Source organism: Treponema sp., assembly GCF_017430385.1.
GTDB lineage: Bacteria > Spirochaetota > Spirochaetia > Treponematales > Treponemataceae > Treponema_D.
Window position 1 is genome coordinate 1 of sequence record NZ_JAFRNB010000180.1, and the last position, 4,574, is coordinate 4,574.

The 4,574-nt window shown below is 42.7% G+C and carries 6 protein-coding genes; 4 read left to right on the forward strand and 2 right to left on the reverse strand.

Going from position 1 to position 4,574, the window contains the following annotated elements; genetic code table 11:
• Window positions 1–156: 156 nt before the first annotated feature.
• The 3 genes from IJJ71_RS14050 to IJJ71_RS14060 all read left to right on the forward strand — a co-directional run bounded on the left by IJJ71_RS14050 (window position 157) and on the right by IJJ71_RS14060 (window position 2,310).
• Entirely contained in the window at window positions 157–807 is a 651-nt protein-coding gene (locus tag IJJ71_RS14050) for a YoaK family protein (protein ID WP_296847915.1), read from the forward strand.
• Between the two features lie 78 nt (window positions 808–885).
• On the forward strand, window positions 886–1,803 hold the full coding sequence (locus tag IJJ71_RS14055; RefSeq protein WP_296847916.1) for a hypothetical protein: 918 nt from the start codon (window positions 886–888) through the stop codon (window positions 1,801–1,803).
• Between the two features lie 114 nt (window positions 1,804–1,917).
• Complete coding sequence (locus IJJ71_RS14060; RefSeq protein ID WP_296847917.1) at window positions 1,918–2,310, forward strand: hypothetical protein; 393 nt, start codon at window positions 1,918–1,920, stop codon at window positions 2,308–2,310.
• Window positions 2,311–2,475: 165 nt separating this feature from the next.
• On the opposite strand, the gene IJJ71_RS14065 is transcribed toward IJJ71_RS14060, so the two are convergent.
• Window positions 2,476–3,192, reverse strand: coding sequence for a hypothetical protein (locus IJJ71_RS14065; RefSeq protein ID WP_296847918.1), 717 nt, complete (start codon window positions 3,190–3,192; stop codon window positions 2,476–2,478).
• 157 nt (window positions 3,193–3,349) lie between these two features.
• On the opposite strand from IJJ71_RS14065, the gene IJJ71_RS14070 reads away from it, so the two are divergent.
• Window positions 3,350–4,237, forward strand: coding sequence for an AraC family transcriptional regulator (locus tag IJJ71_RS14070; protein WP_296847919.1), 888 nt, complete (start codon window positions 3,350–3,352; stop codon window positions 4,235–4,237).
• A 25-nt stretch (window positions 4,238–4,262) separates the two neighbouring features.
• On the opposite strand, the gene IJJ71_RS14075 is transcribed toward IJJ71_RS14070, so the two are convergent.
• The coding region (locus tag IJJ71_RS14075; protein WP_296847920.1) for an ABC-2 family transporter protein at window positions 4,263–4,574 on the reverse strand (312 nt) is incomplete at its 5' end.

The window sequence follows — 4,574 nt, forward strand, 5'->3', positions numbered from 1 at the left end:
TATCTTTTTGTTCATAAAGACAATAAAGCTTCTTTAAAAGTCATGCAAAAAAATGGCGCTTATATTCATTCAGAAACAGAAGAAAATTTTTGTGTGAGAATAAAACTTCGTTAAAAAAAGCAAAACTAAAATTTGTTTTTGTGCTAAACTCTTCGCATGAATTCAAATCGCGAGGCACAGATACATTATACGGTCGCATTCATCGGCGGATTCCTTGGAATTTTCCCGATTGTGAATGCGGCTCATTTTCTCGGCTCGGCACAAACTTCCAATCTGATTGATATTGTTCTTGGAACTCTCAACGGCGAAGGTCGTTCCGTTCTGTTCCATGCTGTCGGGGCTTTTTTGTACGCGCTGGCGGTTTTCCTTGTGACTTTTCTTCCAAAGCATACGAAAGCGGATGTAAAAATCCTTGCGATGATAGTTGATGTTTCTGCGGCCATTGCGATGTGGCTTTTCCCGACTGAGCGGAATCTTCCTTTGACGGTGTATCTCTACCCCACTTTCTTTGCGATGGCGTTCCAGTGGTGCGCGTTCAAGGGGGCTTACGGCTTTACAAGCTCCACGATTTTTTCATCGAACAATTTCAGGCAGTTCATTTCGTCTCTCACTGAGATTTTTTTCAACGGCGACAAGTCTTTTTCGCTCAAAGCCAAGTTTTTCGGATTCACGCTTTTTTGCTTTCATTTTGGACTTGTTTTGAGCTGGCTTTCCTGGCATTTTTTTGGAAACGCAGGATTTTTGTTCGTGATTGTGCCTTGTATGGGCGTTACCCTTCGGGTCGGGCTTTCCGCGGTTCCGCGCTAAACGCGCTCCATTGCCTTACGGCAACTTACGCCTCTACAATCCCTAACGCTTTTATTCAGTAATATTTTGGGAGATAAAATGAAATCAACTTGGTTCAGCCGGATATCTATATTCGTTGTTGTTCTTGCTATGGTCTTTTTGGCAGAAGTTACAGGCGAAAAGGAAATAATTTTCCCAGAGGTTGCGGCTCTTTCTGTGGGCTGTTTTCTTACGCCGGCTCTAGTCTGGAAAACTTCGTATATTCGGATGTTTCTGAGCATTTCTGTTTGTGCTCTGCTTGGTGTCCTGATTGTGATTTTTGTGCCGTTTCCGCTCTGGGGACAGTTCGTTCTTGCTTTTGTGATTGGTCAGATTATTCTTTATTTTTCGCGCACGAGTTTTGCCCCGATGATTTCGGCGATTGCGCTGCCGGTTCTGATTCAGACCAGAAGTTTCGTTTATGTGGGAGCTGCAATTGGACTTACTCTTTTAGTTGTTATTTTGCGCTTTTTCCTCGAAAAAATACACTTAAAAGAAGAAAATCATTTTGAGACTGTCGCCATTGAGCCGAAAGAAGCTCTGAAAGTAAATCTTTTCCGGGTTATTTCTGTGGCTCTGCTCGCATTTTTCTGTATCAAGTTTGATGTTCGTTTCTGCGTTGCGCCGCCGCTTCTGGTTGCTTTTACCGAGCTTACCAACAAATCAAGCAAGGCCGCGAAGAAAGCTTTTTCGGTGATAGCTTTGGTTTTGCTGTGTGCGCTTTGCGGAAGCGTGAGCAGGATTTTGCTTTCGGCATTTCCGTTTTTTCCTCTTACGGTGGCGGCTTTTTTTGCCTGCGTGTGCGTTCAGATTCTTGTTAAAATTTTTGCACTCCCCTTCCCTCCTGCAGCCGCGATGGCCATCCTTGCGCTTCTGATTACTGAAAGTGCGGTGAAATTCTACCCGCTGCAGGTTGCGGCCGGAATTTCTGTGCTCACGATGCTTGCTTTAGGTTGGAAATGGGCTAGGGATTGTTAGGAACACAAAATCCATCCTTGGATTTTGTGTTCCTGGCTTTCACCCTACATCCTGTAGGGCATCTTGCGGCGGTAGCCCCAAAAATTTATTATACAAAATCGAAGGAGAGTGTTTATGGAAAAAATCAGTCTTGAAATTGAAAATCTGAGCGAAGTAACGAAATTCAGGTCTCCGCTCGTGGATATCAATTATTTTCCGTTTAATTCTTCATGGTGTCCGCGAAAAGAAAAGTTTATCGCGGATTCAAAGAAATTTGTGGAAGAAAATTTTCTGGAAGAATACAGGCGGAAGTATCCTGAAAAGTCGGTGTCAGCTTCAGATTTCCAAAAAAACTGCAAGATTCTGAAAATCTATGATGTAGAGGACACGCGGAGTGAATCCGAGATTTTTTACAGATATGAGCTTCTGGACGCAGAAAACAGACCAATTATTATAGAGCATTGTCGAGAAGTGTATCATGATTCTGGCTCTGTCTGGAATAGGCTTAGGATTAACCCGGCAAATTAGTCCTGCGTTTAATTTTCCCTGTTGTAAAAATATGTTCGGATTCTGTCTCAACCTGTTATATCGATTTTGATTTCTTTTTCTTTAAGAGGCTGGCTCGAATATAAGACCAGTTTGTATTTTCGTCCTTAGAGATTAGCAAAAAACAACGGGATTTGGAATCTCAATTTACTCAAATTCTGCCAGATACGGATCGTATTCGTAAACATCGTACTCTTCTTTTTGCCAGCCGTCATTTTTGATTTGCTCGATTGCTTTCTGGGCTTCTTTTTCGATGTGGGTGTAGAGAAGTTCTTTTTCTGGATTGTCCGCGAATTTCTTTTTATAGAATTCAACATCTTCATGAACGGCTTCTTCTGTTTTTGCATACTTAAAAAGAAGTTTGTAATTGTATGAGCACCAGCGTTCCGCATAGAAAGAAAGTTCCCGTTTTTCAAACAATTTTTCGATGTCCGTGATGGATTCGCCTTTGTCCAGATGTGGTGAGCATTCTTTGTACAGCGAATCCTTGAATTCAGAGGGTTTGTGGGTCTCAAAATAATCGCTCTCAAGTTCAAGGTAAAGCGTTTCACCGCCCTGAAAATCATCGACATAAACACCTGCGACAAAAAATTTCCCGTTCGACATCTGATAAAGTGACAAATCACCGTATCGCCACGCGACATCTCTTCCGCCCCTGCCATAAATCTCAGTATGAAGGTGAATCACGCACACGGAATTGTTGTATTCTAGCATTTCCTCGTCAGTCTTTTTGAGATTCCAGTTATCAAAATGGTAAAAACGCTCCTTGACAATTATTTCCGCCATAATGCGCGGCATATCCGAAGGCCGTTTAATATTACCCAAAATGTAAAATCGAACCGGTTTTTTCTGAATTTTTTTCATAATTTCTTCTCCTGCGCTAAGTTTAGCAGAAAATAGGATTTCTATGCTATAATCGCGGACTGGAAAAACTGTCTTTGAGCTAGACAAAACTGTGCAAAAAATGACAGGACGGACGGAACTTACTGACTTATACTGAAATCATCAAGGAGGAAAGAGCATGGAATGGCTTACGAGCATTCGGACGGCAATTGATTACATGGAAAAACACCTGGAAGAGGACATCAGTGCGCAGGATGTGGCAAATCAGGTGTTCATGTCGCAGTTTTTCTTGCAGCGCGGGTTTTCGCTTATGACTGGCTACGGAATCGGGGAATATATCCGAAACCGAAGGCTTTACAGGGCGGCGCTCGACCTTAAGAACACGGACGACAAAGTGATTGATATTGCTCTCCGCTATTGCTACGAGACTCCCGAAAGTTTTGCGAAGGCGTTCTCTCGCTTTCATGGTGCAAGTCCGTCGCAGGTTCGGGATGGCTTTCCGGCAAAAGTTTTTCTTCCTCTGACAATCAAAATTTCGGTTCAAGGAGGTAATCTCATGGATTACAAAATTATGTCAAAGGATTCGTTTAAGGTAATCGGATTTCAGAAAGAATTTGATGCTGAAACTTCATACGCGGAAATCCCGAAGTTCTGGAATGAAATCTTTTCAAAATATATGAATAATGTTTCTGCTAGAAAAGAGCCTTCAAATCCGTGTGAAAAGGCGGTTGCGGAAAACAACATCGGTGAATTCGGCATCTGTATTGATGATTTGGGAGGCGGAAAATTCCGTTATCTTATCGCGGGCAGATACAACGGCGGTGAAATTCCTGACGAAATGGTATTGCATGAATTTCCAAAGAATGACTGGGCTGTTTTTGACTGCACGGGGCCTCTTCCTGCCGCTCTCCAGAATTTAAACACACGGATTTTCAAAGAATGGCTTCCTGCGAATCCAGATTATGAGTTTTCCGGGAATGCGAATGTCGAATGGTACGACAGCAATGGAAAATCATCCGATTCCGATTACCACAGTGCGATTTGGATTCCAGTAAAGAGAAAATAATTTTTGAGCTGAGTCTGGCAAGTTTTCAGGAGCCTGTGCTTTCGTATTTTGAGATGTTTATTCTCCATACGAGCAGGGCGAATGCGAGCTGAGTCAGGCTCACCAGAATTATTTCCAGGCTTAAAGTTAGTGCGTTATGATTGCCGAAAAACAATGTTTCTACCGGAAGCGAGCTCATAAGTCCGAACGGAAGGGTAAAAATCAGCATGAATTTTATTGCTTTCGGGAAAATCGACAGCGGATAGCGCGCGTACTGGCGGAAATTGTAGAGAATCTGGACGATATAGCCCGACCGCTTGAAAACCCATGCGAAACTTGATGCAAAAATCTTGATTGA

Coding starts and splice junctions, on each gene's coding strand:
- IJJ71_RS14065 (WP_296847918.1), bottom strand. CDS start 3,192: ATGAAAAAAATTCAGAAAAAACCGGTTCGATTTTACATTTTGGGTAAT.
- IJJ71_RS14060 (WP_296847917.1), top strand. CDS start 1,918: ATGGAAAAAATCAGTCTTGAAATTGAAAATCTGAGCGAAGTAACGAAA.
- IJJ71_RS14055 (WP_296847916.1), top strand. CDS start 886: ATGAAATCAACTTGGTTCAGCCGGATATCTATATTCGTTGTTGTTCTT.
- IJJ71_RS14050 (WP_296847915.1), top strand. CDS start 157: ATGAATTCAAATCGCGAGGCACAGATACATTATACGGTCGCATTCATC.
- IJJ71_RS14070 (WP_296847919.1), top strand. CDS start 3,350: ATGGAATGGCTTACGAGCATTCGGACGGCAATTGATTACATGGAAAAA.